Source organism: Cupriavidus lacunae (assembly GCF_003353055.1).
In the GTDB taxonomy this organism is placed as follows: domain Bacteria; phylum Pseudomonadota; class Gammaproteobacteria; order Burkholderiales; family Burkholderiaceae; genus Cupriavidus; species Cupriavidus lacunae.
Genome location: NZ_QKWJ01000015.1, coordinates 19,140 through 44,412, shown reverse-complemented (window position 1 = coordinate 44,412; position 25,273 = coordinate 19,140). Strand labels below are relative to the sequence as shown.

Below are 25,273 nucleotides of genomic sequence, written 5' to 3'. Positions count from 1 at the left end.
GAGCGAGAAGAAGACATGATTGACTGGATTACCTCGCAAGGGCAGGGCGCGCTGGGCGCGTACTGGACGCCGCTGTGGATCCTGATCCGCGCCGTGCTCATCGTGGTGCCGCTGCTGCTGTGCGTGGCTTACCTGATCCTGTGGGAGCGCAAGCTGATCGGCTGGATGCACGTCCGCCTTGGCCCGAACCGCGTGGGCCCGCTCGGCCTGCTGCAGCCGATTGCCGACGTGCTGAAGCTGCTGCTGAAAGAAGTGATGATGCCGACGCAGGTCAGCCGCGGCATGTACCTGGTCGCGCCGCTGATGGTGCTGATGCCTGCCGTTGCGGTCTGGGCCGTGATTCCGTTCCAGGCTGATGTGGTGATGGCGAACGTCAACGCCGGCCTGCTGTACGTGATGGCGATCAGCTCGGTCGGCGTCTACGGCGTGATCCTGGCCGGCTGGGCCTCGAACTCCAAGTACGCCTTCATCGGCGCCATGCGTGCCGCGGGGCAGATGGTGTCGTATGAAATCGCCATGGGCTTCGCGCTGGTGACGGTGCTGATGGTTGCCGGCAGCCTGAACCTGTCGGCCATCGTCAACGGCCAGAACACCGGCTACTTCGCCGACATGGGGATCAACATCCTGTCGTGGAACTGGCTGCCGCTGCTGCCGATGTTCGTTGTCTACTTTGTCTCGGGCGTGGCCGAAACCAACCGCCACCCGTTCGACGTGGTGGAAGGCGAATCGGAAATCGTGGCCGGCCACATGATCGAATACTCGGGCATGGCCTTCGCGCTGTTCTTCCTGGCCGAGTACATCAACATGATCATCATCTCGACCATGGCCGCGTTGATGTTCCTGGGCGGCTGGGCGCCTCCGTTCTCGAGCATGGTCACCAATGCGATCCCCGGTTTCTTCTGGCTGCTGATCAAGGTATTCCTGCTGCTGTCGGTCTTTATCTGGCTCCGCGCCACGTTCCCGCGCTACCGCTATGACCAGATCATGCGCCTGGGCTGGAAGGTGTTCATTCCCCTGACCGTTGCGTGGCTGATCATCGTGGCGATCTGGATCAAGTCGCCCTGGAACATCTGGCACTGAACAGCCAAACGAAGGTGCGCGCCGCTGCGCGCGCCGCTGGAAATACTAGGAAGCAATCGTCATGCTGCTCGCCATCAAGGACTTCTTCAACAGCCTGCTCCTGAAGGAACTCTTCAAGGGCATGGCCGTGACCGGCCGCTATCTCTTCGCGCGCAAGATCACCGTCCAGTTTCCGGAAGAGAAAACGCCGATCTCGCCGCGTTTCCGCGGCCTGCACGCGTTGCGCCGCTACCCCAACGGGGAAGAGCGCTGCATCGCATGCAAGCTGTGCGAGGCGGTGTGCCCGGCGCTGGCCATCACGATCGAGTCGGACTCGCGTGCCGACGGCACCCGCCGCACCACGCGCTACGACATCGACCTGACCAAGTGCATTTTCTGCGGTTTCTGCGAAGAGGCCTGCCCGGTCGACGCCATCGTGGAAACGCAGATCCTGGAGTACCACGGCGAGAAGCGCGGCGACCTGTACTTCACCAAGGACATGCTGCTGGCAGTGGGCGACCGCTATGAGCCGCAGATCGCCGCGGCCAAGGCTGCCGACGCCAAGTACCGCTAAGCCGAACCACCGGCCGGAAGTTTCGGCCAGAAGTACCGCCGGTTGGCGGCTGCCGCAAGTAGCAGACCTGGCAGCCGCCGCCACCGAATTTGAATGCGGCCCCTGCAATGCAAGGGGCCAATGCAAGGATGCCGCAGGAGCGGGCCACCCGAGGGGGCGGCTTGCGCCGGACGGCCCAGAGAGGATCCGATAGGGACCATGGAACTCACGACCACCATCTTCTACGTCTTTGCGCTGGTGCTGGTGCTCTCCGCACTGAAAGTCATCACTGCGAAGAACCCGGTGCATTCCGCACTGTTCCTTGTGCTGTCGTTCTTCACGGCCGCGGCGATCTGGATGCTGCTCAAGGCGGAATTCCTCGCCATCCTGCTGGTGCTGGTTTATGTCGGCGCAGTGATGGTGCTGTTCCTGTTCGTGGTGATGATGATCGATATCGACATCGAGCACCTGCGCCGCGATTTCTGGACCTACGTGCCGATGGCATCGATCGTCGGCGCGCTGATCATCGCCGAGATGGCGATCGTGCTGGTGCGCAACTTCATCGGCACCACCACGCCGGTGGTGGCCGCCGGTTCGCAGGACCCGGGCTACTCGAACAGCGCTGCGCTCGGCAAGCTGATCTACACCGACTACATCTACGCCTTCGAAGTGGCCGGCATCATCCTGCTGGTGGCGATCATCGCCGCCGTGGCGCTGACCCTGCGCCGCCGCAAGGACGTCAAGGCACAGGATGTATCGGCGCAGCTGCGCACCCGCCGCGAGGACCGCGTGCGCCTGGTGCCGATGCAGTCCGAAGGCCAGACCCAGCAGACGGAAGCCGCGGCTGCCGCCAATAAGAACTAAAGCCCGGAGAAATCGCTGTGCTCTCTCTCGCTCATTTCCTCGTGCTCGGTGCGATCCTGTTTGCGATCAGCATCGTCGGCATCTTCCTGAACCGCAAGAACGTGATCGTGCTGCTGATGGCGCTCGAACTGATGCTGCTTGCGGTGAACATCAACTTCGTCGCCTTCTCGCATTACCTGGGCGACCTCGCTGGTCAGGTTTTCGTTTTCTTCATCCTCACGGTGGCCGCCGCCGAGTCGGCAATCGGTCTCGCCATCCTGGTTGTGCTGTTCCGCAACCTGGATACGATCAACGTGGACGACCTGGACACCCTCAAGGGCTGATCCGTGGCGCACTACGTAGATACCCAAGACTCACCGACCGCACACCACTAAGCGTCCTATGGCAACCACGCTCAACCCCAACCTGCTGCTTGCGATTCCGCTGGCGCCGCTAGTCGGCTCCGCGATCGCCGGCCTGTTCGGTACCAAGTTCTTTGGCCTGTTTTCCTCGGAGTCGCGCGGCGGCCGGATCGTGGCCCACACCTCGACGATTCTCGGCGTGGCCATTGCCTTCGTGCTGTCGGTGATGGTGCTGCTCGACGTCATGAACGGCGCCGGCTACAACGGCACCGTCTACGAGTGGATGGCCATCGGCAGCCTGAAGATGGAGGTCGGCTTCCTGGTCGACTCGCTGACCGCGATGATGATGGTCGTGGTGACCTTCGTCTCGCTGATGGTGCACATCTACACCGTCGGCTACATGGAAGGGGACCCCGGCTACAACCGCTTCTTTTCCTACATCTCGCTGTTCACCTTCTCGATGCTGATGCTGGTGATGAGCAACAACTTCCTGCAGCTGTTCTTCGGCTGGGAAGCGGTGGGCCTGGTGTCGTACTTGCTGATCGGCTTCTGGTACACCCGCCCGACGGCCATCTTCGCCAACCTGAAGGCATTCCTGGTCAACCGCGTCGGCGACTTCGGCTTTATCCTGGGCATCGGCCTGCTGCTGGCCTACGCCGGCAGCATGAGTTACACCGACGTATTCGCCGCGCGCGAGCAGCTGGCAACCGTGATCTTCCCGGGCACCGACTGGCTGATGATCACCGTGGCCTGCATCTGCCTGTTCATCGGCGCGATGGGCAAGTCGGCGCAGTTCCCGCTGCACGTCTGGCTGCCTGACTCGATGGAAGGCCCGACCCCGATCTCCGCGCTGATCCACGCGGCAACGATGGTGACCGCCGGCATCTTCATGGTTGCCCGCATGTCGCCGCTGTTCGAGCTGTCGGATACGGCGCTGTCCTTCGTGCTGGTGATCGGTGCGATCACGGCGCTGTTCATGGGCTTCCTGGGCATCATCCAGAACGACATCAAGCGCGTGGTCGCGTACTCGACCCTGTCGCAGCTGGGCTACATGACCGTGGCGCTGGGCGCTTCGGCCTACTCGGTGGCTGTGTTCCACCTGATGACGCACGCGTTCTTCAAGGCGCTGCTGTTCCTGGGCGCGGGCTCGGTCATCATCGGCATGCACCACGACCAGGACATCCGCAACATGGGCGGCCTGCGCAAGTACATGCCGATCACCTGGATCACCTCGCTGGTGGGTTCGCTGGCGTTGATCGGCACGCCGTTCTTCGCCGGCTTCTACTCCAAGGACTCGATCATCGAGGCCGTGGCCGAGTCGCATATCGCCGGTTCGGGCTTTGCGTACTTCGCCGTGCTGGCCGGTGTGTTCGTGACCGCGTTCTACTCGTTCCGCATGTACTTCCTGGTCTTCCATGGCAAGGAGCGCTGGGGCCAGAACCATGTCCACAAGCACCATGAAGGCGATCATGAGGACGAGGAAGTCTCGCACGACCATCACCATGGCCTGGCCGCCGGCGAGAAGCCGCACGAGTCGCCGTGGGTGGTGACCCTGCCGCTGGTGCTGCTGGCGATCCCGTCGGTGATCGTTGGCGCGATCGCGATCGAGCCGATGCTGTTCGGCGAGTTCTTCAAGCACGGCGTGGCCTTCAAGGACGTGATCTTCGTCGGCGAGAACCACCACGCCATGGAAGAACTGAAAGAAGCGTTCCACGGCTGGGTGCCGATGGCGCTGCACTCGCTGACCACCCCCGTGCTGTGGCTGGCCATCGCTGGTGTGGTGCTGTCGTGGTTCTTCTACATGAAGCGCCCGGACATCCCCGAGGCCATCAAGAACCGCTTCTCGGGCCTGTACAAGCTGCTCGACAACAAGTACTACATGGACGCCATCAACCAGGTCGTGTTCGCCCGCGGCGCACGCCTGCTCGGTACCGGCCTGTGGAAGGGCGGCGACCAGGGCCTGATCGATGGCCTGTTGGTCAACGGCGCGGCGCGCGTGGTGGCTTCGTTCGCCGCCGCCAGCCGCTACCTGCAGTCGGGCTATATCTACCACTACGCATTCGCGATGATCGTCGGCATGCTGGTGCTGCTGACGCTGACGGTCACGGGCGTGATCGGCACCAAGTGATAGGCACCAAGTAAGGAAAACAAGGAAATGGTTCTGTCTTTCTCAATCTGGCTGCCTGTCTTTTTCGGCTTGCTGATCCTGGCCTTCGGCTCGGACCGCAGCCCTGGCTTCGTGCGGTGGATGTCGCTGTTCGGCTCGATCGCCAGCTTCGTCGTCACGCTGCCGCTGGTGTTCCACTTCGACCGCGCCTCCGCGGCGATGCAGTTCGTGGAGAAGGCGAACTGGATCGAACGCTTCAACATCCACTATCTGCTGGGCGTTGACGGCATCTCGATGTGGTTCGTGGTGCTGACCGCCTTCATCACGGTGATCGTGGTGATCTCGGCCTGGGAAGTGATCACCGAGCGCGTGGCCGAGTACATGGCCTCGTTCCTGATCCTGTCGGGCCTGATGGTCGGCGTGTTCTGCACGCTGGACGGCATGCTGTTCTACGTGTTCTTCGAGGCCACGCTGATCCCGATGTACATCATCATCGGCGTCTGGGGCGGCCCGAACCGTGTCTATGCCGCGTTCAAGTTCTTCCTGTACACGCTGGCGGGCTCGCTGCTGACGCTGATCGCGCTGCTGTACCTGTACAACAAGACCGGCACCTTCGACATCCTGCAATGGCACCAGGCCAAGCTGTCGATGAACGAGCAGATCGCGCTGTTCATTGCCTTCTTCGTCGCCTTTGCAGTCAAGGTGCCGATGTGGCCGGTGCACACGTGGCTGCCCGACGCCCACGTGGAAGCACCGACCGGCGGCTCGGTGGTGCTGGCCGCCATCATGCTGAAGCTGGGCGCCTACGGTTTCCTGCGGTTCTCGCTGCCGATCGCGCCTGACGCCAGCCATTACCTGGCCCCGTTCATCATCACCATCTCGCTGATCGCGGTGATCTACATCGGTCTGGTGGCCATGGTGCAGGCCGACATGAAGAAGCTGGTGGCGTACTCGTCGATTGCCCACATGGGCTTCGTCACGCTGGGCTTCTTCATCTTCAGCGACATCGGCGTGGAAGGCGGCATCGTGCAGATGATCTCGCACGGCTTTATCTCCGGCGCGATGTTCCTGTGCATCGGCGTGCTGTATGACCGCGTGCACTCGCGCCAGATCGCCGACTACGGCGGTGTGGTGAACACCATGCCGAAGTTCGCCGCGCTGTCGGTGTTCTTCGCCATGGCCAACTGCGGCCTGCCGGCCACCTCGGGTTTCGTCGGCGAGTTCATGGTGATCCTGGGCGCAGTCAAGTTCGACTTCTGGATCGGCCTGCTGGCCGCTACCGCCCTGATCCTGGGCGCCGCCTACTCGCTGTGGATGGTCAAGCGCGTGATCTTCGGTGATGTCGTCCACCAGCACGTGCGCGAGCTGGCCGACCTGAACAAGCGTGAGTTCGTCATGCTCGGCCTGCTGGCCATCATGACGCTGTACATGGGCCTGCACCCGAAGCCCTTTACCGACGTGATGCACGCGTCCGTGGTGAACCTGCTGTCCCACGCGGCACAGTCCAAGCTGTAATCGGGGAGAGAAATCAACATGCAACCGTCCTCGACACTCGGCCCCGTGGCGCCGATTATTTTCCTGGCGATCGCCATCGGCGCGGTCAACTGGATCGACCTTGCGCGCGGCAAGGGCAAGCAAAGCGTGGCCTATCCGCTGTCGCTGCTGGCCACGCTGGTGCTGACCGTCTGGTTCGGCCTGAATGCGGCCGCCGGCGAGACGCACTACGCGTTCGCCAACCTGGTCGTGATCGACCCGATGGCAAACGTGCTGTCCGCGTTTTGCTCTGCCGGCCTGTTCGTGACGCTGGTCTACACGCGACGCTATCTGGCGGATCGCGACATGTTTGCCGGCGAGTTCTACCAGCTCGCACTGTTCACGCTGGGCGGCCAGATCGTGATGATCACCGGCAACAACTTCCTGACCCTGTACTTGGGCCTGGAACTGCTGTCGCTGTCGTCGTACGCACTGGTGGCACTGCGCCGCGAATCGCGCGTGACCTCGGAATCGGCGATGAAATACTTCGTGCTGGGCGCGCTGGCTTCGGGCTTCCTGCTGTACGGCATCTCGATGATGTATGGCGCCACCGGTTCGCTGAACCTGGGCGAGGTGTTCCGCGTGGTCGAGTCGGGCCGCGTCAACACCACCATGCTGGCCTTTGGCGTGGTCTTCATTGTCGCCGGCCTGTCGTTCAAGCTGGGTGCCGCGCCGTTCCACATGTGGATTCCGGACATCTATCAGGGTTCGCCGACCGCGGTGACGCTGCTGATTGCCGGCGGCCCGAAGGTAGCAGCCTTTGCGCTGTTCATCCGCGTACTGGTGGAGGGTCTGTTGCCGCTGGCCAGCGACTGGCAGATGATGCTGGTCGTGCTTTCCATCATCTCGCTGGCCATCGGTAACCTGACCGCCATCGTGCAGAGCAACCTGAAGCGGATGCTGGCGTACTCGACCATCTCGCACATGGGCTTCGTGCTGCTGGGCCTGCTGTCGGGCGTGGTGGCCAACAAGGCTGACGGCGCCGCCGATGCGTACAGCTCGGCGATGTTCTACTCGGTGACCTACTTGCTGACCACGCTGGGCACCTTCGGCATCATCCTGCTGCGCACCAGCAAGGGCTTCGAGGCCGAGACGCTGGAAGACCTGAAGGGCATGTCGCGCCGCAACCCGTGGTTTGCCTTCCTGATGCTGGTGATGATGTTCTCGCTGGCCGGCATTCCGCCGACCGTGGGCTTCTACGCCAAGCTGGCGGTGCTGGATGCGGTGATCAAGGCCGGCATGACCTGGCTGGCCGTGGTGGCGGTGATGTTCTCGCTGATCGGCGCGTTCTACTACCTGCGCATCGTCAAGCTGATGTACTTCGATGCGCCCGCCGGCGAAGAAGAGCTGGAAGCCACCTTCGGCCTGCGCTCGATGCTGAGCGTGAACGGCGCCGCGGTGATCCTGCTGGGCCTGTTCCCGGCCGCGCTGATGAACCTGTGCTACCAGGCCATCCGCGCGACCCTGGGTTCCTGATCCGCCACGCACCATGAGCGCATCCGCAAGCGGCTGGTTTGTCATCCTGCTGGCACTGATCAGTGCGAACCTGCCGTTTGTGAATCAGCGCCTGTTCGTGGTGATCCCGCTGCGGCAGGCGCGCAAGCCGCTGTGGCTGCGGCTGCTGGAGCTGATCGTATGGTTCGCGGTGGCGGGTGCCGCCGGCTTTGCGGTGGAGGCCAGCCTTGGCGGCGCCTTCCCGCAGGGCTGGCAGTTCTACGCCATCACCGCCTGCATGATGCTGGTGTTTGCCTTCCCCGGCTTCACCTGGCAATACCTCGTCAAACACCGCACGGCCTGAAGCCGGTCTTGTCGGCGCCGGGCCCTGCCTGATCCGGAGCGTCCATGACCGACAAGATCCAACGCGGTACCCCGTTTCCCGCAGCATCCGCTGAACTGCCCGAGAACGACGACGCACTGAAGGAAGTGTGCGTGGCCTCGGCGACGGTCCATCGCGGCAAATTCCTTACCCTCAAGCAAGACATCGTCAGGCTGCCGGACGGCAAGCAGACCGGGCGCGAGTACGTGGTCCACCCGGGCGCGGTGATGATGATCCCGCTGTTCAGCGACGGCACCGTGCTGATGGAGCGCCAGTTCCGCTATCCGATCGGCGAAGTGATGCTGGAATTCCCTGCCGGCAAGCTCGATCCCGAAGAGGGCGCGCAGCGCTGCGGCGAACGCGAGCTGCTGGAGGAAACCGGCTACCGCGCGGCGCGCTGGGACTACCTGACGCGCATCCACCCGGTCATCTCCTATTCCACCGAGTTCATCGACGTCTTCCTCGCGCGCGACCTGACGCACGGCGAGGCGCAGCTCGACGACGGCGAATTCCTGGAAACCTTCATCACGCCGGTGGGGCAGGTGATCGACTGGGTCCGCAGCGGCCGCATCACCGACGTGAAGACCATCATCGGCGCCTTCTGGCTGGAAAAAGTGATCTCGGATGCCTGGCAGCCGGGCGAACAGCTGCTGCCGCGTTAAAAGGCCCCAGGCCGTATAGTGAGTGCTGGGCCGCACGGATTCTGCGCCGTGCGGCTGTTACGAACGGTCGTTCTAAAAAATTTAGCACGACCGTTCACAAAATTTCGATTCGCGGATAATATAGCTTTTGACGGGCTGGAAAGATCATGAAGGTGCTCGACCTGCGCTGCGCGCATGACCATCGTTTCGAGGGCTGGTTTGCCTCGGAGGAAGATGCGCAGTCGCAAATCTCGCGTGACCTGGTCCAATGCCCGGTCTGTGGCGACCATGCCGTTTCGCGGCTGCCGAGCGCGCCGCGCCTGAACCTGTCGGGCGCGACCGCGCGCGAAGGCAGCGCCAGGCCGGCGCAGCCGGCTGCCGCACCGGTGACACTGCAAGCGCTCTACATGAAAGCCGTGAAGCAGGTGCTGGCACAGACCGAGGACGTTGGCGACCGCTTTGCCGAAGAGGCAAGGCGCATGCACTATGACGAGGCGCCGGAACGCGGCATTCGCGGTTCGGCCTCGGCGGAGGAGGTGCAGGCGCTGGCGGAGGAGGGCATCGAGACTTTCCCGCTCGTGGTGCCGGATGCGCTGAAGCAGACGGCTCACTGAATTGCGTCCTGTGCCCGTTGCTGTCGGCGCATGACGTGCAGGCAGAACGAACCGCCGGCGGCCCCACGCCAAGCCGGCACCACTGGAGACGGGCATGGATCTCAACTACTCGGCGTCCGACAACGCCTTCCGCGAGGAAGTGCGTAGCTGGCTCGAAGCCAACTTGCCGGCGGATATCCGCAGCAAGATTCTCAACCACCGCCGTCCGAACCGCGACGACCTGGTGCGCTGGCACAAGACCCTCGCCGGCAATGGCTGGTCGGCACCGCACTGGCCGGTCCAGTACGGCGGCACCGGCTGGAACGCCACCCAGCGCCATATCTGGGACGAAGAGAATGCCCGCGTCGGCGCGCCCGGCGTGCTGCCGTTCGGCGTGGCGATGGTCGCGCCCGTGATCATGAAGTACGGCAGCGAGCAGCAGAAGTCGTACTATCTGCCGCGCATCCTGGACTGCACCGACTGGTGGTGCCAGGGCTATTCGGAGCCGGGCTCGGGTTCGGACCTGGCCTCGCTGAAGACCCGCGCCGAGCTGACTCTGGACGGCAAGCACTACATCGTCAACGGCCAGAAGACCTGGACCACGCTCGGCCAGCACGCCGACATGATCTTCTGCCTGGTGCGCACCGATCCCGAAGCCAAAAAGCAGGAAGGCATTTCGTTCCTGCTGATCGACATGAAGACGCCCGGCATCACCGTGCGCCCGATCATCATGCTCGACGAAGAGCATGAGGTGAACGAGGTCTTCTTCGACAACGTCAAGGTGCCGGTGGAAAACCGCGTCGGCGATGAGAACAAGGGCTGGACCTACGCCAAGTACCTGCTCGGCCACGAACGCACCGGCATTGCCCGCGTGGGCAATTCCAAGCGCGAGCTGGGCTTCCTCAAGCGCGTGGCGCGCCAGCAGCAGAAGAATGGCAAGCCGCTGCTGGAAGATCCGGTGTTCGGCGCCAAGGTGGCCGCGCTGGAAATCGAACTGATGGCGCTGGAGATCACCGTGCTGCGCGTGGTGTCGAGCGAAGCCGCCGGCAAGGGCCCCGGCCCGGAAGCGTCGATGCTCAAGATCAAGGGCACCGAGATCCAGCAGTTGCTGACCGAACTGATGGTGGAAGCCGTCGGCCCCTACGCCCAGCCGTTCGATACCGCCTACCTGGAGTGCGAGACCGAGCACGCCGTAACCGGCTACGACGACGCCGCGCCGCTGGCCGCCTACTACTTCAACTATCGCAAGACCTCCATCTATGGCGGGTCCAACGAAATTCAGAAGAACATCATCAGCCAGATGATTCTGGGGCTGTGAGGAGACACGCAACATGAACTTCAATCTCAGCGACGAACAGAAGCAGCTGGCCGACGCCGTCCGCCGTTTCATCGACAAGGACTACGGCTTCGAGTCCCGCAAGAAATTCTACGAAAGCGCCGCCGGCTATGGCGAGTCCGCCTGGAGCTCGCTGGCCGAGCTCGGCCTGACCGCGCTGCCGGTGCCGGAAGCGCAGGGCGGTTTCGCGGGCAAGGCCCTGGACATGATGGTGGTGCAGCAGGAACTGGGCCGCGGCCTGATCGTGGAGCCGTACCTGGCGACCGTGGTCGGCGCCTACGCCCTGGGCCTGGCCGGTGGTCAGGATGCGCTGCTGGAGCAGGTTGCCGGCGGCGAACTGAAGCTGGCCGTATCGTTCAATGAGCCGCAGGCGCGCTATGAACTGAACAATGTGCACGTCACCGCCCGCGACGGCAAGCTCAACGGCCGCAAGGTCGTGGTGGTGCACGGCGCCCAGGCCGATAAGCTGATCGTGTCGGCCCGCAGCAGCGGCGCCGAGGCCGACCAGGACGGCATCTCGCTGTTCCTGGTGGACGCGAAGGGTGCCGGCGTCAGCATCCAGGACTACCGCACCATCGACAACCTGCGCGCGGCCGATATCACCTTCCAGGATGCCCCGGCGCAACTGCTGGGCGATGCCGGCAAGGCCTTCCCGCTGATCGAGCAAGTGGCCGACTACGCCTCCGTGCTGCTGTGCGCCGAGGCCGTGGGCGTGATGGATACGCTCAATGCCGCCACGCTGGAATACGCCAAGACGCGCCAGCAGTTCGGCGTGCCGATCGCGCGCTTCCAGGCGCTGCAGCACCGCATGGTGGAGATGTTCATCCACGCCGAGCAGTCGCGTTCGATCACGCTGCTGGCCGCTGCCCGCTTCGAGGAAGCGACGCCGGAAGAGCGCCGCCGCTATGTCTCCGCCGCCAAGGCGCGCGTGGGGCAGGCAGCGCGCACGGTCGGCCAGGAGGCGGTGCAGATCCACGGCGGCATGGGGGTGACCAATGAACTGCCGGCCGCGCACATGTTCAAGCGGCTGACGCTGATCAACACCACCTTCGGCGACGTGGACCACCACCTGGGCAGGTTTGCTGCCCAGCCAGGGTTCCAGGAAGCTGCCTGATCCTGGCCAGTCCAGTCAAAACCGCGCTGTCGTCCAGGCGCGGTTTTTTTCTTTGGGGGCCGTTAGGGGCGGGTTCGGCAAATACGGACGCCGGCTTCAAACGGCCATGCGATTATTGTCCCAATCACTACAGAGAGACAACCGATGCTGTATTTCGAGGACTTTGCAGTCGGCAGCCGCCGTGAACTCGGCTCCTACCTCGTCACAGAGGAAGAGATCCTGGCCTTTGCCCGCCAGTACGATCCGCAGCCGTTCCATATCGACAAGGAGGCCGCCGCCAAAAGCATCTATGGCGGCCTGATCTCCAGCGGCTGGATGACGTGCTCGATCATGATGCGCCTGCTGGTGCTGAGCACCACCGGCAAGTCCGCCAGCATGGGCTCGCCGGGCGTGGACGAGATCCGCTGGCTCAAGCCGGTCCATGCCGGCGACACGCTCAGCGTCGTGCTCAATGTGCTGGATACCCGGCCGTCGCAGTCCAAGCCGGACCGCGGCGTGGTGCATACCCAGTGGGAAGCCACCAACCAGCGCGGCGAACTGGTCTGCACCGTCAAGGGCATGGGCATGTACGGCCGCCGGCCCGCGTAAGAACACCTAACCGTCACGAGGAGACTATCGACATGCGTACCATCGCAACGCTGGAAGAACTGGAAGGCCTGCAGGGCCAGGAAGTCGCGGTCAGCGACTGGATCGAGGTGACCCAGCAGCAGGTCAACCAGTTTGCCGACGCCACCGGCGATCACCAGTGGATCCACATCGACGTGGAGCGGGCGAAGAAGGAGTCGCCCTATGGCGGCCCCATCGCCCACGGCTTCCTGACGTTGTCGCTGCTGCCCAAGTTCATGCACAACGCGCTGAGCATGCCATCCAAGATCGGCGTCAACTACGGACTGAACCGCGTGCGTTTCACGGCACCCGTGCCAGTGGGCAGCAAGCTGCGCGCGCGTATCAAGTTGCTGAAGGTCGAGCGCCTTGACCCGCTGCCGAACTCGCCCGAGCTGGTGGGCGCGCAGTCCACCTGGGAAGTGACGGTGGAACGGGAGGGCAGCGACCGCCCGGTGTGCATCGCCGAGTCGATTACCCGCCGCTACGGGTGACCTGCGACGCAGTTTGATGCGGTGCGACAATATGCCACACGGCCATGTCGCACCCTGGAAGGCCGCGTAAAGCGCGGCTTTCTGCATATTTATAGTTAATTTTGTGATGTTGACGTGGATCCAGGCCAATTTGATGCGCCAGTGCGTTGATTGTCCGTTTAGCTGAACAGTGTGTTCTGTGGCGTTGGGTTTACCCCTAATGTTGCGTTGCGGTACAGTCGCGCCCACGATGTTTTACGTGTTGCGCTCCCCGGCCGAAAACCGCGCCTGCCATGAAGGCAGGTCCGTCGGGAAGTGCAAAAACCTCGTATTCCAACGCTACCCGGCCGCTGTACTTAGCCGGGACCGTTCGCGGTTTCGGCCAGGTGCCGCAGCGCCGGCAAGGTCCTACAGGGCCAGCAGCGCGCGCAGTCAGTTGTCCTTCCGTGTTCATGGCGTTGCAAGGCCGCATGGTCCCCCGGCGCTCGATTCGCCGCCAGACCGCAACGCCAGCTAAGGACACGTCCTTCCGGTTTTCCCTCAGCCCCACGCCTCTTGCGCGAGCATCAGGCGGTTTAGCCACGCTTTTGCCCGAAGCGCGGTGTAACCAAACCAGTCGTGACATGAAGAAACCCATACTGCCGCGTTGGACGCGGTGCCTTCCCTGCCTTGGCCTGCTCCTGCTCGCCGGCTGCAACCTGACGCTGCTCGACCCGAAAGGGCAGGTCGGCGTCGACATCAAAGGCATCATCCTGATTGCCACCTGGCTGATGCTGCTGGTGGTGCTCCCGGTGATCGTCCTGACACTGGTGTTTGCCTGGAAGTACCGCGCCAGCAATACCTCGGCACGCTATGAACCCGACTGGTCGCACTCTACCGCGATCGAAGTGGTGGTGTGGCTGATCCCCTGCCTGATCATCATTGCGCTGGGCATCATCACCTGGAAGTCCTCGCACGACCTGGACCCGTACAAGCCGCTCGAATCCAGCAAGAAGCCGGTCACCGTCGAGGTGGTGGCGATGAACTGGAAGTGGCTGTTCATCTATCCGGAACTGAAGATCGCCACGGTCAACCAGATCGCCTTCCCGGTCGACACCCCGGTGAACTTCAAGATCACCTCGGATGCGATCATGAATTCGTTCTTCATCCCGCAACTGGGCAGCCAGGTGTACGCCATGGCAGGGATGGAGACCAAGCTGCACCTGATCGCCAACCATGCCGGCACCTATGACGGCGTGTCCGCCAATTACAGCGGCGGTGGCTTCTCGGGCATGAAGTTCAAGGCGATGGCCATGTCGAACTACGAGTTCGACCAGTGGGTCGCCAAGGTTCGCGCCTCGTCCACCGAACTGGGCGTTGAAGGCTACAAGACGCTGGCACAACCCAGCGAGCAGGAGCCGGTCACGTACTACGGCAAGGTGGAAGACCAGCTCTTCCACAACGTCCTGCACAAGTACATGGGCCACAGCGGCGCCGCACTGGCCGCCGACGGGTTCAAGGGCGGCCCGATCTGCACGTCGCGCAACACCCTCGGTGAAGAGCAGCTGTCCATGACCACGCCGGCCAAGCAGCCGGTGCTGGGCGCGCAATCCTAGGAGCAATGATGTTTGGCAAGTTGAGTTTGTCGGCGATTCCGTTTCATGAGCCGATCATCATGGTCGTTCTGGCCGGCGTCGCCCTGGGCGGTGCCGCGCTGCTAGGCGCGATCACCTATTTCAAGAAGTGGGGCTACCTCTGGAACGAGTGGTTCACCTCGGTCGACCACAAGAAGATCGGCGTGATGTACTGCCTGGTCGCCCTGATCATGCTGCTGCGCGGCTTTTCCGACGCGATCATGATGCGCGCCCAGCTGGCGCTCGCCACCAATGGCGCGACCGGCGTCCTGCCGCCAGAGCACTACGACCAGATCTTCACCGCCCACGGCGTGATCATGATCTTCTTCGTGGCCATGCCGCTGATGACCGGCCTGATGAACCTGGTCGTGCCGCTGCAGATCGGCGCGCGCGACGTGGCCTTCCCGTTCCTGAACACGCTGTCCTTCTGGCTGTTCGTGTCGGGCGCCATGCTGGTCAACATCTCGCTGGGCGTCGGTGAGTTCGCTAAGACCGGCTGGCTGGCCTATCCGCCGCTGTCGGGGCTGGACTACAGCCCGGGGGTAGGGGTGGACTATTACCTCTGGAGCTTGCAGATCTCAGGCCTGGGCACCTTGCTGACCGGCGTGAACTTCCTGGTGACGATCCTGCGCATGCGCGCGCCTGGCATGACGCTGATGCGCATGCCGGTGTTCACCTGGACCGCGCTGTGCACCAACGTGCTGATCGTGGCCGCCTTCCCGGTGCTGACCGTGACCCTGGCGCTGCTGGGCCTGGACCGCTACCTCGGCATGCACTTCTTCACGAACGAAGGTGGCGGCAACGCCATGATGTACGTGAACCTGATCTGGATCTGGGGCCACCCTGAGGTGTACATCCTGATCCTGCCGGCGTTCGGCATCTTCTCGGAAATCATCTCGACCTTCTCGGGCAAGAAGCTGTTCGGCTACAAGGGCATGGTGTACGCGACCGCCGCCATCATGGTGCTGTCGTTCGTCGTGTGGCTGCACCACTTCTTCACGATGGGCTCGGGCGCCAACGTCAACGCGTTCTTCGGCATCACCACCATGATCATCTCCATCCCGACCGGGGTGAAGATCTTCAACTGGCTGTTCACCATGTACCGCGGCCGCGTACAGATGACCTCGCCGGTGCTGTGGACCCTGGGCTTCATGGTCACCTTCGTGATCGGCGGCATGACCGGCGTGCTGATGGCCGTGCCGGCTGCTGACTTCGTGCTGCACAACAGCCTGTTCCTGATCGCCCACTTCCACAACGTGATCATCGGCGGCGTGCTGTTCGGCTACCTGGCCGGCATCACCTACTGGTGGCCGAAGGCGTTCGGCTTCAAGCTGAACGAGCGCCTGGGCAAGTGCGCCTTCTGGTGCTGGCTGGTGGGCTTCTACTTCGCCTTCATGCCGCTGTACGTGCTGGGCCTGATGGGCATGACCCGTCGCCTGAACCACACCGACAACCCGGCCTGGACGCCGTGGCTGTACCTGGCCGTGGTCGGCGTGGTGTTCGTGGCGCTGGGCATCTTCTTCCAGGTGCTGCAGATCGTCGTGTCGATCCGCGACCGCAAGAAGCTGGCCGACGTGACTGGCGACCCGTGGGGCGGCCGCACCCTGGAGTGGGCGACCTCGTCGCCGCCGCCGTTCTACAACTTCGCGCACACCCCGGTGGTGCGTGACCTGGACGCGTTCGCCGACATGAAGGCCCGTGGCGAGACCCTGCCGACCGAAGGCTACGAGAAGATCCATATGCCCAGGAACACGGGCGCGGGCTTCATCATCGGCGTCTTCAGCCTGGTGTTCGGCTTTGCCCTGACCTGGCATATCTGGTGGCTGGTCGTGGTTGGCCTGGTGGGCATGATCTGGGCGTTCATCCACCGCAGCAACGACGACCACATCGACTATTACGTGCCGGCCACCGAGGTCGAGCAGATCGAAACGCGCCATCTGCAGCGCATTGCTTCGCAGGCCTAAGAACCATGTCGACTCAAGTCCTAGACCGCATCCCCGCGCAGGCAGGCGCCTCGGCTCATGCCGACGCGCACGGCCATGACCACGCGCACCACGATACCAGTGCCAATACGGTGTATGGCTTCTGGATCTACCTGATGAGCGACTGCATCATCTTCGCCGGACTGTTCGCGGCCTTCGCCGTGCTGCGCGGCGAACTGGCAGGCGGCCCGTCGGCGAAGGAGCTGTTCGAGCTCAACTACGTGCTGGTGGAGACCTTCATCCTGCTGTTCTCCTCGATCACGTACGGCATGGCGATGATCTCGCTGCAGAACCGCAGCCTGAGCCGCGTGATGGTGTGGCTCGGCATCACGTTCCTGCTGGGCCTGGGCTTCATGGCGATGGAAATCAACGAGTTCCATCACCTGATCGCCGAAGGCGCCGGCCCGGGCCGCAGCGCGTTCCTGTCGTCGTTCTTCACCCTGGTCGGCACTCACGGCCTGCACGTTGCCAGCGGCATGCTGTGGATGATCGTGCTGATGTGGCAACTGTCGAAGAAGGGCATCACCCCGACCCTGACCAAGCGCCTGACCTGCCTGTCGCTGTTCTGGCACTTTCTGGACGTGGTCTGGATCGGCGTGTTTACCGTGGTCTACCTGATGGGACATCTGTGATGGCACAACACAACGCACCGGCGGCGCACGGCGCCCACGATTCGCACGCGCATGACAGCCACGCAGGCGGCCACGCCAGCTTCAAGTCGTACGCGATCGGCTTCATCCTGGCCGTGATCCTGACGGTGATCCCGTTCAAGATCGTGATGGACGGCACCATGGACAAGGGCACCATGCTCTGGATCATCCTCGGCATGGCCGTGGCCCAGATGCTGGTCCACCTGAAGTACTTCCTGCACCTGGACTCGTCGTCCGGGCAGCGCAGCAACGTGATCGCGCTGCTGTTCACGGCGCTGATCCTGGTGATCGTGGTGGCGGGTTCGCTGTGGATCATGCACAACCTGAACGCCAACATGATGGTGATGTAAGGACTGGCGTCCTGGCATAAAAAAGGGGCCCCTCGCGGGGCCCCTTTTTCATTGGTGCGCCAACTGGCCGGATCACGGCTTGAACGTATCCCCCAGCACCACCCCTTCGCGGCGCGGATCTGCGCCGCCGACCAGCGTGGTCGAGCTGCCGATGGTGGTGCGGATGATCGCGCTCAGGCCGCTGGACTGCGCCGCGATGTTCACGGTGTGCCCCAGGTTGCGCAGGCCCTTGACCAGCGGGTCGTTGTCGCCCGGCTGGCCGCCGGCCGGCGTGCTGGTATCGACATTGGGATGCTCGCCGCCGACGATCATGGCCGAGCCGGCGCCGTTGGAGCCGCCGAAGTCGATCATCGACACCGCCTGCTGCGCGTCCATGCCCCAGTCCAGCGATGCCACCAGGGTCTTGGCCACGTACTGGATGATGGTGGCGCCGCCCGGCGAACCGGTGGTCATGTAGAAGTCCCCGCGCGTGCCGTCGGCATTGCGCTTGAACACCAGCGTCGGCGCCATCGAGCTGCGCGGGCGCTTGCCCGGCTGCAGGCGGTTGGCCACCAGCACGCCGCCGGGCGCGGGATCGGCATTGAAGTCGGTCAGCTGGTTGTTGAGCAGGAAGCCGTTAGTCATGTGGTACGAGCCCAGGCCGGCCTCGATGGTGGTGGTCATCGACACCACGTTGCCGTACTTGTCATGCAGCGACAGGTGGGTGGTGCCGTGCTCGTCCACGGAGGATGGCGCCAGCGGCACGTTGCCAAGGTTGCCCGCTGCCACCGGCGTGGTCATCGAGCCGACCGTGCTGATCAGGTCGGCGCGCTGGCGCAGGTAGGGCTTGTTCACCATGCTTTCCCAACTGCCGCCCGGCAGGCCGATGAAGTCGGTGTCGGCCACGTACTTGTTGCGGTCGGCATAGGCCAGGTGGCCGGCTTCGCCAAGCAGGTGCGCGCCGAGCACGCTGGGCCGGCCGCCGTTCTTGTCCACCAGCGTGGGCGCATAGCGCGACATCTCGTAGTTCTCGACAATGCCCAGGATTTGCGCCACCGCGATGCCGCCCGACGACGGCGGCGGCATGCCGCACACCTCGTACTGGCGATAGGTGGTGCAGACCGGCTTGCGCGACTTGGCCTGGTAGTTGGCCAGGTCGCTCAGCGTGGTCACGCCGGCCGTGGTGTTGCCGTCATAGGTGGTCTGGATCTTGTCGACGATGGCCTGCGCGATCGGGCCGTTCTTGTAGAACGCGTCCGCGCCGCCGACGGCAACCGCGGTGAACACATTGGCCAGCGCGGGATTCCTGATGATGGTGTTGACCGCACGCGGCGTGCCGTCGGCATTCAGGAAGTAGGCGGCCATCTCGGGGTCGCGCTTGATGTTGGCAACGGTCGCGGTGCCGGTGATCGCGGCGGCCATGCGCGGCGGAATCGCGAAGCCATCGGTGGCCAGCTTGATCGCGGGCATGAACAGGTCCTTCCACGCGGTCTTGCCGTGCTCGCCGTGGGCCAGTTCCAGCACGCGCAGCGTGCCGGGCGTGCCGATCGAGCGGCCGCTGCGTATGGCAGTGGGGGTGGGCGTGGTCTGGTCGGTCGCGGACTTCCAGCGCAGGTAGTTCTCGTCGGCGCCTGCGGGGGCCATCTCGCGGCCGTCGTAGGCCGTGACCTGTTTGGTCGCGGCGTCGTAATACATGATGAAGGTGCCGCCGCCGATGCCGGACGACTGCGGTTCCACCAGGTTCAGCACCATCTGCGCGGCCACCGCGGCATCCACGGCGGTGCCGCCGGCCTTCAGCACGTCGCACGCTGCCTTGGTGGACATCGGGTTGTTGGTCACCGCCATATAGGTCTTGCTATAGACCGTGGACTTTGGCGCATAGCCGGTGGCCTGCTCCGGCGCGTTGGGGTCGCCCGGCAGCACCACGGCTTCGCCACCAGTGGTGCCGTCCAGTTCGCAGCCAGCGGTCGTCGTGGACAGCGGCTGGGCCGGTGGATCGTCGCCGCCGCCGCCGCAGGCGCCCAGCGTCAGGGTGAGCACCGCCAGCGCCAGCGTGGCCAGGCGATGCGTCGAATGCGGCAGGGGCTGGCGTGGCGGTCGCGGATCGGTGGGTGAAGCGTTGGGATCGGCAGCGTACGGCATGGTTTTTCCTTTTTCTAGTGGGCCCGGGAAATGCGCGGCCGCGTCGTGCAGGGATGGACGTCGGCCAATGTGCACCGTAATCCTCTAAGGCAAGCACCTTAATCGTTGAATGTACTGATTTACATGCATTCGAACTCTGGGTTAAGCGACTACTTAATTTCCTGAGGCGTCCGCCGTCTCCGCGGGGCACGGCGCCACGATGGAGCAGGCAGTGTCCCGATCCCGGGCGCGATGCACCGCGATCGACCCCATTTCCCTGCGCGCACAGTTGCAGTGCGAATCCTTCGTGCACGGCCTTGGTGCGCACACTGTCCGTGGGCCGGGTTTGCCCAGCCATGCCGCTTGTGGCCGTGCGCGGGCCGGCAGCGCGCCATGGCACGCTAGTTGCAGAAGCATCCTCCGGGGAGCGTAGTCCCTAACCAACACGACAAACGGGAGCTGCAAAATGCAACGACGTGACATGCTGAAGCTGTCGGCGATAGCCGCCGCGGCGATGATCGGTACCAGCCCGCTGGCGCTGGCGCAGTCCAAGGAGCCGATCAAGGTCGGCATCCTGCATTCGCTGTCGGGCACCATGGCCATTTCGGAGACGTCGCTGAAAGACGTGGCCCTGATGACCATCGACGAGATCAACAAGAGCGGCGGCGTGCTGGGGCGCAAGCTGGAGCCGGTGGTGGTGGACCCCGCGTCGAACTGGCCGCTGTTTGCCGAGAAGGCGCGCCAGCTGGTCAGCAAGGACAAGGTCGCGGTGACCTTCGGCTGCTGGACCTCGGTGTCGCGCAAGTCGGTGCTGCCGGTCTATGAGGAACTGAATTCGCTGCTGTTCTATCCGGTGCAGTACGAGGGCGAGGAGATGTCGAAGAACGTCTTCTATACCGGTGCGGCGCCCAACCAGCAGGCGATCCCGGCGGTGGAATACCTGATGAGCAAGGAAGGCGGCGGCGCCAAGCGCTTCTTCCTGCTGGGCACGGACTATGTCTATCCGCGCACCACCAACAAGATCCTGCGCGCCTTCCTGAAGAGCAAGGGCGTGGCCGACAAGGACATCGAAGAGGTCTACACGCCGTTCGGCCACAGCGACTACCAGACCATCGTCGCCAATATCAAAAAGTTCTCGCAGGGCGGCAAGACCGCGGTGATCTCCACCATCAACGGCGACTCCAACGTGCCGTTCTACAAGGAACTGGGCAACGCCGGGCTGAAGGCCAAGGACGTGCCGGTGGTGGCATTCTCGGTGGGTGAGGAGGAGCTGCGCGGCATCGACACCAAGCCGCTGGTGGGCCACCTGGCCGCATGGAACTACTTCATGTCGGTCAAGAACCCCGAGAACGAAGCCTTCAAGAAGCAGTGGGCGGCATGGGTCAAGGCCAACAACCTGCCCGGCGGCGACAAGCGCGTGACCAATGACCCGATGGAAGCCACCTACGTGGGCATCCATATGTGGGCGCAGGCCGTGAAGAAGGCCGGCACGACGGACACCGACAAGGTGCGCGCCGCCATGTACGGCCAGACCTTCAAGGCACCGGACGGCTTCACGCTGACCATGGGCGAGAACCACCACCTGTACAAGCCCGTGATGATCGGCGAAGTGAAGGGCGACGGCCAGTTCTCGGTGGTGTGGAAGACGCCGAAGGCCGTGCGCGCGCAACCGTGGAGCCCGTTCATCGCGGGTAACGAGGGCAAGCCGGACAAGGTGATGTAAGCCGACACAGTCCGCTCGCCGGCGACGGCTCCCTGCCCCCGCATGCCGGGGGAGGGAGCGCGTCGACTCCCATCCTGCAGCTAACAAGAACAAGGCGCACCTAAGCGCCACTACTGTCGCCAGCCTCTATGCGTCATCCTTTTCCGATCACCGCCATGTCATGGCTGCGTGCCATGCTGGCAGCGCTGCTGCTGGCCGCGGCGCCCTGGGCCGCGGCGCTGACGCAGGCCGACCTGAAGCCGCTGGCCGAAGACGACTTCGACGCCAAGACCGCGGCCCTGACCACGTTGGCCAAGGCCCCGCCCGAACAGGCCGGCCCGATCCTGAAGGCCCTGCAGGACGACGCGCTGCAATACGCGCCATCGGTCGGCATGGTGCGCCAGGATGGCGGCAAGACCGTCGATGCCATCACCGGCAAGCCCGTCGCGGTGAAGGCCGACGAGCTCGAATCCCTGACCCTGAACAACAGCCTGCGCGCGCTGGTCGACAGCGCCGCCAGCAGCATGCTGCTGCAGTCGCCCGATATCGCGGTGCGCGCGCAGGCCATCGCCACGCTGCGCAACCAGCCCGAGAGCGCCTCGCGCGCGGCGGTCGAAGCCGCGCGCAAGAACGAGGCCGATGCCGGCCTGCGCACCAGCCTGGACGTGATCTGGGCTAACCTGGTGCTGGCCGGGCCGGCTGACCCCGCAGCGCGCGATGCGCGGCTTGAAGCCATCCGTATCCTCGGCAGCGACAGCAACCCGCAGAGCCGCCAGAAGCTGGCGCCGCTGATGGAGCGCGACAGCGCTGGCAACTATCGCGAGCCCGACGCCGCCGTGCGCCTGGCCGCGCAGCAGGCGCTGGACACGTTGCGCGGCGACCAGCGCCGCGCCGAGCTGATCGGCAACCTGTTCGCGGGCCTGAGCCTGGGCAGCGTGCTGCTGCTGGCCGCGCTCGGGCTGGCCATCACCTATGGGTTGATCGGCGTCATCAATATGGCGCACGGTGAATTCCTGATGATCGGCGCCTATGCCACCTATGTGGTGCAGTCGCTGTTCCGTGCCTACGCGCCGGGGGCGTTCGACTGGTACCTGCCGGCGGCACTGCCGGCCTCGTTCCTGGCGGCAGCCGTGGTCGGCTTCGTGCTGGAGCGGCTGGTGCTGCGCCACCTGTACGGCCGCCCGCTGGAAACGCTGCTGGCCACTTTCGGCGTGAGCCTGCTGCTGATGCAGGCGGTGCGCACGCTGTTCGGCGCGCAGAACGTCGAAGTGGCCAACCCGGCGTGGATGAGCGGCGGCATCGAATGGATGCCGGGCCTGGTGATCCCGTATAACCGCATCGTCATCATCCTGTTCGCGCTAGCGGTGGTGGCGGTGGCATGGGCCGTGCTGAACCGCACGCGGCTGGGGCTGTTCGTGCGCGCCACCACGCAGAACCGCACCATGGCGGCCTGCGTCGGCGTGCGCACCTGGAAGGTCGACAGCTACGCCTTTGCCTTTGGCGCCGGCATTGCCGGGCTGGGCGGCTGCGCGCTGTCGCAGATCGGCAATGTCGGCCCGGACCTGGGCCAGGCCTACATCATCGATTCCTTCATGGTGGTGGTGCTGGGCGGGGTGGGGCAGCTGGCGGGCACCATCGTCGGCGCCTTCGGGCTGGGCCTCATCAACAAGTTCATCGAGCCGTTCTATGGCGCGGTGCTGGCCAAGATCTTTGTCCTGGTGCTGATCGTGCTGTTTATCCAGAAACGGCCGCAGGGACTATTCGCGCTCAAGGGGCGCAGCGCGGAGGCATGATGCAGCGATTCCAATCGAATTCTCCGGCCACGCCGTTCCGGCTTGCCGTGCCCGAGCGCCAGGCGCTGTTCTCGCGGTGCGGGTGGCTGGTGCTGGTGGCGCTGACGGTGATCGTCGCCATCGGCGTGCCGGTGTGCGCGCTGGTCTTGCCCGAGGGCCATCCGCTGCACCTGTCGGCCTATGCGCTGACGCTGGTCGGCAAGATCATGTGCTTTGCGCTGGCGGCGATCGCGCTGGACCTGGTGTGGGGCTACTGCGGCATCCTGAGCCTGGGCCACGGGCTGTTCTTCGCACTGGGCGGCTACGCCATGGGCATGTACCTGATGCGTGCGATCGGCCGCGAAGGGGTCTACAAGAGCGACCTGCCGGACTTCATGGTGTTTCTCGACTGGAAGGAGCTGCCGTGGTTCTGGCATGGCACCGAGCACCTTGGCTACGCGCTGCTGCTGGTGGTGCTGGTGCCGGGCGTGCTGGCATGGCTGTTCGGCTTCTTTGCCTTCCGCTCGCGCATCAAGGGCGTGTACCTGTCGATCATCACGCAGGCGATGACGTATGCGGCGATGCTGCTGTTCTTCCGCAACGAGACTGGCTTCGGCGGCAACAACGGCTTCACCGACTTCAAGCGCATCGCGGGCTATGCCATCGCCGCGCCGCAGACGCGCGCGGCGCTGTTCGTGCTGACCTTCCTGGCGCTGCTGGCGGGCTTTATCGCCTGCCGCTACATCGTCACCTCCAAGCTCGGCCGCGTGGTCACCGCGGTGCGCGACGCCGAGATGCGCGTGATGTTCTCCGGCTACAACCCGCTGGGCTACAAGCTCTTTGTCTGGACCTTCTCGGCCGTGCTGTGCGGCATCGCCGGGGCGCTGTACGTGCCGCAGGTGGGCATCATCAACCCTGGCGAGATGTCGCCCGGCAACTCGATCGAGATGGCGGTATGGGTCGCGGTGGGCGGGCGCGGCACCCTGATCGGGCCGATCATTGGCGCGTTCCTGGTCAATGGCGCCAAGACGCTGTTCACCGCGCACTTCGCCGAATACTGGCTGTTCCTGCTGGGAGCGATGTTCGTGCTGGTAACGCTGTACCTGCCCGATGGCGTGACCGGCCTCTGGCAGCGCCTGCGTGAACGGCGCGCACCCGCCGCACCGCAACCAGCAGAACCTGTTTCAGCGCCTGCCGTGGCGGGCCGCACCGGAGGTGAAGCATGAACGCCGCACTCCAGCATGGCCAGGCCGAAAGCGGTGACGCCACCGGCCTGGGCCGCATCGTCGAGCCCGGCACCATCGATGTCTCGCACGGGCCGATCCTGTACCTGGAAGACCTGACCGTGCAGTTCGACGGCTTCCGCGCGCTGAACAAGCTGACCTTGTCGATCGACCATGGCGAGCTGCGCTGCGTGATCGGCCCCAACGGCGCGGGCAAGACCACCATGATGGACGTCATCACCGGCAAGACCGGCCCGCGCAACGCCAATGTCAGCGGGCGCGTGTTCCTGGGCCAGACCATCGACCTGATGCGGATGACCGAGCCGCGCATCGCCCAGGTGGGCATCGGCCGCAAGTTCCAGAAGCCGACGGTGTTCGAGCAGCATGCGGTGTGGGAGAACCTGGAGCTGGCGATGAAGGCCGACAAGCGCTGGTGGTCGTCGCTGCGCGCGCGGCTGACGGCAGAGGGCCATCGCCGCATCGAGGAAACGCTGGCGCTGACCGGGCTGGAGGCCGAGGCCTACCGGCCCGCCGGCCTGCTTTCACATGGGCAGAAGCAGCGGCTGGAGATCGGCATGCTGCTGATGCAGCAGCCGCAGCTGCTGTTGCTGGACGAGCCGGTCGCCGGCATGACCGATGAAGAGACCATGCAACTGGCGGCGCTGCTCAACGGCCTGCGCGGCAGCTGCTCGATGATGGTGGTCGAGCACGACATGGAGTTCGTCGCCGCACTGGCGGGAGACGCCGGCCAGGTCACGGTGCTGGCGGAAGGCAGCGTGCTGGCCGAAGGCACGCTCGACAGCGTCAAGCGCGACGAGCGCGTGATCGAATCCTACCTGGGAAGATAA

The 25,273-nt window shown here is 64.2% G+C and carries 23 protein-coding genes; 22 read left to right on the top strand and 1 reads right to left on the bottom strand.

From position 1 onward, the window contains the following. The first annotated feature begins 15 nt into the window (after positions 1-15). From nuoH to cyoD, 18 genes are all read left to right on the top strand, one after another. Complete coding sequence (nuoH, locus tag DN412_RS14535) at positions 16-1,080, top strand: NADH-quinone oxidoreductase subunit NuoH (protein ID WP_078195728.1); 1,065 nt, start codon at positions 16-18, stop codon at positions 1,078-1,080. 61 nt (positions 1,081-1,141) lie between these two features. Next, positions 1,142-1,633, top strand: a complete 492-nt coding sequence (gene nuoI, locus DN412_RS14530; protein ID WP_078195729.1) for an NADH-quinone oxidoreductase subunit NuoI — start codon at positions 1,142-1,144, stop codon at positions 1,631-1,633. Between the two features lie 198 nt (positions 1,634-1,831). Beyond that, a complete protein-coding gene (locus tag DN412_RS14525) occupies positions 1,832-2,476 on the top strand; it encodes an NADH-quinone oxidoreductase subunit J (RefSeq protein WP_078195730.1) in 645 nt (214 codons plus the stop codon). Between the two features lie 17 nt (positions 2,477-2,493). Continuing rightward, on the top strand, positions 2,494-2,799 hold the full coding sequence (nuoK, locus tag DN412_RS14520) for an NADH-quinone oxidoreductase subunit NuoK (RefSeq protein ID WP_018005450.1): 306 nt from the start codon (positions 2,494-2,496) through the stop codon (positions 2,797-2,799). A 58-nt stretch (positions 2,800-2,857) separates the two neighbouring features. Beyond that, positions 2,858-4,945, top strand: a complete 2,088-nt coding sequence (gene nuoL / locus DN412_RS14515; protein ID WP_115212277.1) for an NADH-quinone oxidoreductase subunit L — start codon at positions 2,858-2,860, stop codon at positions 4,943-4,945. Between the two features lie 27 nt (positions 4,946-4,972). Beyond that, complete coding sequence (locus DN412_RS14510; RefSeq protein ID WP_115212276.1) at positions 4,973-6,439, top strand: NADH-quinone oxidoreductase subunit M; 1,467 nt, start codon at positions 4,973-4,975, stop codon at positions 6,437-6,439. Between the two features lie 18 nt (positions 6,440-6,457). Continuing rightward, positions 6,458-7,933 (top strand): NADH-quinone oxidoreductase subunit NuoN, encoded by a 1,476-nt coding sequence (gene nuoN, locus DN412_RS14505; RefSeq protein WP_115212275.1) that lies wholly within the window; start codon positions 6,458-6,460, stop codon positions 7,931-7,933. 13 nt (positions 7,934-7,946) lie between these two features. Further along, entirely contained in the window at positions 7,947-8,255 is a 309-nt protein-coding gene (locus tag DN412_RS14500; RefSeq protein WP_078195734.1) for a DUF2818 family protein, read from the top strand. A 44-nt stretch (positions 8,256-8,299) separates the two neighbouring features. Then, complete coding sequence (locus tag DN412_RS14495) at positions 8,300-8,935, top strand: NUDIX domain-containing protein (RefSeq protein ID WP_115212274.1); 636 nt, start codon at positions 8,300-8,302, stop codon at positions 8,933-8,935. A 146-nt stretch (positions 8,936-9,081) separates the two neighbouring features. Beyond that, positions 9,082-9,528, top strand: coding sequence for a DUF1178 family protein (locus DN412_RS14490; protein ID WP_115212273.1), 447 nt, complete (start codon positions 9,082-9,084; stop codon positions 9,526-9,528). Positions 9,529-9,622: 94 nt separating this feature from the next. Next, entirely contained in the window at positions 9,623-10,825 is a 1,203-nt protein-coding gene (locus tag DN412_RS14485; protein ID WP_115212272.1) for an acyl-CoA dehydrogenase family protein, read from the top strand. A 13-nt stretch (positions 10,826-10,838) separates the two neighbouring features. After that, positions 10,839-11,957, top strand: coding sequence for an acyl-CoA dehydrogenase family protein (locus DN412_RS14480; protein WP_115212271.1), 1,119 nt, complete (start codon positions 10,839-10,841; stop codon positions 11,955-11,957). Positions 11,958-12,101: 144 nt separating this feature from the next. Beyond that, the gene (locus DN412_RS14475; RefSeq protein ID WP_115212270.1) at positions 12,102-12,545 is read left to right on the top strand and encodes a MaoC family dehydratase; all 444 of its coding nucleotides are present in this window, start codon (positions 12,102-12,104) and stop codon (positions 12,543-12,545) included. A 32-nt stretch (positions 12,546-12,577) separates the two neighbouring features. Beyond that, a complete protein-coding gene (locus DN412_RS14470; RefSeq protein WP_078195740.1) occupies positions 12,578-13,054 on the top strand; it encodes a MaoC family dehydratase in 477 nt (158 codons plus the stop codon). A 602-nt stretch (positions 13,055-13,656) separates the two neighbouring features. Then, positions 13,657-14,628: a ubiquinol oxidase subunit II gene (cyoA, locus tag DN412_RS14465; protein WP_115212269.1), complete on the top strand. Its 972-nt coding sequence runs from the start codon at positions 13,657-13,659 to the stop codon at positions 14,626-14,628. 8 nt (positions 14,629-14,636) lie between these two features. Continuing rightward, positions 14,637-16,610 carry a cytochrome o ubiquinol oxidase subunit I gene (gene cyoB, locus DN412_RS14460; protein WP_115212268.1) on the top strand — a complete coding sequence of 658 codons (1,974 nt, stop codon included), beginning with the start codon at positions 14,637-14,639 and terminating at the stop codon, positions 16,608-16,610. Positions 16,611-16,615: 5 nt separating this feature from the next. Next, positions 16,616-17,260, top strand: a complete 645-nt coding sequence (gene cyoC, locus DN412_RS14455; protein ID WP_078195742.1) for a cytochrome o ubiquinol oxidase subunit III — start codon at positions 16,616-16,618, stop codon at positions 17,258-17,260. After that, positions 17,260-17,628 (top strand): cytochrome o ubiquinol oxidase subunit IV, encoded by a 369-nt coding sequence (gene cyoD / locus DN412_RS14450; protein ID WP_115212267.1) that lies wholly within the window; start codon positions 17,260-17,262, stop codon positions 17,626-17,628. The genes cyoC and cyoD overlap by 1 nt, the downstream gene beginning before the upstream one ends. A gap of 72 nt (positions 17,629-17,700) precedes the next feature. Here cyoD and DN412_RS14445 read toward each other — a convergent pair whose 3' ends face one another. Beyond that, positions 17,701-19,749, bottom strand: coding sequence for a gamma-glutamyltransferase family protein (locus DN412_RS14445; protein ID WP_115212266.1), 2,049 nt, complete (start codon positions 19,747-19,749; stop codon positions 17,701-17,703). A gap of 445 nt (positions 19,750-20,194) precedes the next feature. Between DN412_RS14445 and urtA the strand changes: the two genes are divergently transcribed. The 4 genes from urtA to urtD all read left to right on the top strand — a co-directional run bounded on the left by urtA (position 20,195) and on the right by urtD (position 25,273). Beyond that, positions 20,195-21,451, top strand: coding sequence for an urea ABC transporter substrate-binding protein (gene urtA / locus DN412_RS14435; protein ID WP_078195744.1), 1,257 nt, complete (start codon positions 20,195-20,197; stop codon positions 21,449-21,451). A gap of 155 nt (positions 21,452-21,606) precedes the next feature. Further along, complete coding sequence (gene urtB / locus DN412_RS14430; protein WP_425267418.1) at positions 21,607-23,223, top strand: urea ABC transporter permease subunit UrtB; 1,617 nt, start codon at positions 21,607-21,609, stop codon at positions 23,221-23,223. Further along, a complete protein-coding gene (urtC, locus tag DN412_RS14425) occupies positions 23,223-24,428 on the top strand; it encodes an urea ABC transporter permease subunit UrtC (protein WP_115212263.1) in 1,206 nt (401 codons plus the stop codon). Before urtB ends, urtC begins: the two co-directional genes overlap by 1 nt. Next, a complete protein-coding gene (gene urtD / locus DN412_RS14420; protein ID WP_010809104.1) occupies positions 24,425-25,273 on the top strand; it encodes an urea ABC transporter ATP-binding protein UrtD in 849 nt (282 codons plus the stop codon). The genes urtC and urtD overlap by 4 nt, the downstream gene beginning before the upstream one ends.

Excerpts from the sequence above, each read along its gene's own strand:
- urtB (WP_425267418.1), top strand. The coding sequence starts at position 21,607 with ATGTCATGGCTGCGTGCCATGCTGGCAGCGCTGCTGCTGGCCGCGGCG.
- nuoI (WP_078195729.1), top strand. The coding sequence starts at position 1,142 with ATGCTGCTCGCCATCAAGGACTTCTTCAACAGCCTGCTCCTGAAGGAA.
- urtD (WP_010809104.1), top strand. The coding sequence starts at position 24,425 with ATGAACGCCGCACTCCAGCATGGCCAGGCCGAAAGCGGTGACGCCACC.
- DN412_RS14500 (WP_078195734.1), top strand. The coding sequence starts at position 7,947 with ATGAGCGCATCCGCAAGCGGCTGGTTTGTCATCCTGCTGGCACTGATC.
- DN412_RS14490 (WP_115212273.1), top strand. The coding sequence starts at position 9,082 with ATGAAGGTGCTCGACCTGCGCTGCGCGCATGACCATCGTTTCGAGGGC.
- cyoD (WP_115212267.1), top strand. The coding sequence starts at position 17,260 with ATGGCACAACACAACGCACCGGCGGCGCACGGCGCCCACGATTCGCAC.
- DN412_RS14495 (WP_115212274.1), top strand. The coding sequence starts at position 8,300 with ATGACCGACAAGATCCAACGCGGTACCCCGTTTCCCGCAGCATCCGCT.
- DN412_RS14485 (WP_115212272.1), top strand. The coding sequence starts at position 9,623 with ATGGATCTCAACTACTCGGCGTCCGACAACGCCTTCCGCGAGGAAGTG.
- nuoN (WP_115212275.1), top strand. The coding sequence starts at position 6,458 with ATGCAACCGTCCTCGACACTCGGCCCCGTGGCGCCGATTATTTTCCTG.
- DN412_RS14480 (WP_115212271.1), top strand. The coding sequence starts at position 10,839 with ATGAACTTCAATCTCAGCGACGAACAGAAGCAGCTGGCCGACGCCGTC.
- DN412_RS14470 (WP_078195740.1), top strand. The coding sequence starts at position 12,578 with ATGCGTACCATCGCAACGCTGGAAGAACTGGAAGGCCTGCAGGGCCAG.
- nuoL (WP_115212277.1), top strand. The coding sequence starts at position 2,858 with ATGGCAACCACGCTCAACCCCAACCTGCTGCTTGCGATTCCGCTGGCG.
- cyoC (WP_078195742.1), top strand. The coding sequence starts at position 16,616 with ATGTCGACTCAAGTCCTAGACCGCATCCCCGCGCAGGCAGGCGCCTCG.
- urtC (WP_115212263.1), top strand. The coding sequence starts at position 23,223 with ATGCAGCGATTCCAATCGAATTCTCCGGCCACGCCGTTCCGGCTTGCC.
- cyoB (WP_115212268.1), top strand. The coding sequence starts at position 14,637 with ATGTTTGGCAAGTTGAGTTTGTCGGCGATTCCGTTTCATGAGCCGATC.
- nuoH (WP_078195728.1), top strand. The coding sequence starts at position 16 with ATGATTGACTGGATTACCTCGCAAGGGCAGGGCGCGCTGGGCGCGTAC.
- DN412_RS14445 (WP_115212266.1), bottom strand. The coding sequence starts at position 19,749 with ATGCCGTACGCTGCCGATCCCAACGCTTCACCCACCGATCCGCGACCG.
- urtA (WP_078195744.1), top strand. The coding sequence starts at position 20,195 with ATGCAACGACGTGACATGCTGAAGCTGTCGGCGATAGCCGCCGCGGCG.
- DN412_RS14525 (WP_078195730.1), top strand. The coding sequence starts at position 1,832 with ATGGAACTCACGACCACCATCTTCTACGTCTTTGCGCTGGTGCTGGTG.
- DN412_RS14475 (WP_115212270.1), top strand. The coding sequence starts at position 12,102 with ATGCTGTATTTCGAGGACTTTGCAGTCGGCAGCCGCCGTGAACTCGGC.
- DN412_RS14510 (WP_115212276.1), top strand. The coding sequence starts at position 4,973 with ATGGTTCTGTCTTTCTCAATCTGGCTGCCTGTCTTTTTCGGCTTGCTG.
- cyoA (WP_115212269.1), top strand. The coding sequence starts at position 13,657 with ATGAAGAAACCCATACTGCCGCGTTGGACGCGGTGCCTTCCCTGCCTT.